Genomic DNA, 533 nt, shown 5'->3' with positions numbered 1-533 from the left:
AGGCTGGCGATATCGTGCGCGTGCCGCCGGTTCGCGTGCCTGAGCGTGACGAGCCGGTGCCACTCGCCCAAGGCTTGTTGCAGCGGCTGGAAGCCTCGATTGTCTTCGAAGACAAAGCCCTGATCGTGATCAACAAGCCCGCCGGCATTGCGGTTCACGGTGGCAGTGGCTTGAATTTCGGCGTGATCGAAGCCTTTCGTCAGTTGCGTCCCGATGCCAAGGAGCTGGAACTGGTTCACCGTCTCGACCGTGACACCTCCGGCCTGCTGATGATCGCCAAAAAGCGCAGCATGTTGCGCCACTTGCACGAGCAGTTGCGCGGCGATGGCGTCGACAAGCGCTACATGGCGCTGGTGCGCGGCAACTGGGCGACTTCGATCAAGAAAGTCAGCGCGCCATTGCTCAAGAGCAATCTGCGTTCCGGCGAGCGCATGGTTGAAGTCAACGAAGAAGGCAAAGAAGCCCTGACCATGTTCAAGGTGCTGCGCCGCTTCGGCGATTTTGCCACCATGGTCGAGGCTAAACCGGTTACC

General features: G+C 60.2%; 1 protein-coding gene. It reads left to right on the top strand.

The window, feature by feature from the left end:
- Positions 1-533 (top strand): pseudouridine synthase (locus BK660_RS30515; protein WP_259698552.1); only part of this gene is annotated, 533 nt, incomplete at both ends.

Source organism: Pseudomonas brassicacearum (genome assembly GCF_003732265.1).
GTDB lineage: Bacteria > Pseudomonadota > Gammaproteobacteria > Pseudomonadales > Pseudomonadaceae > Aquipseudomonas > Aquipseudomonas brassicacearum_D.
This window is presented reverse-complemented; position numbering and strand designations above follow the sequence as displayed.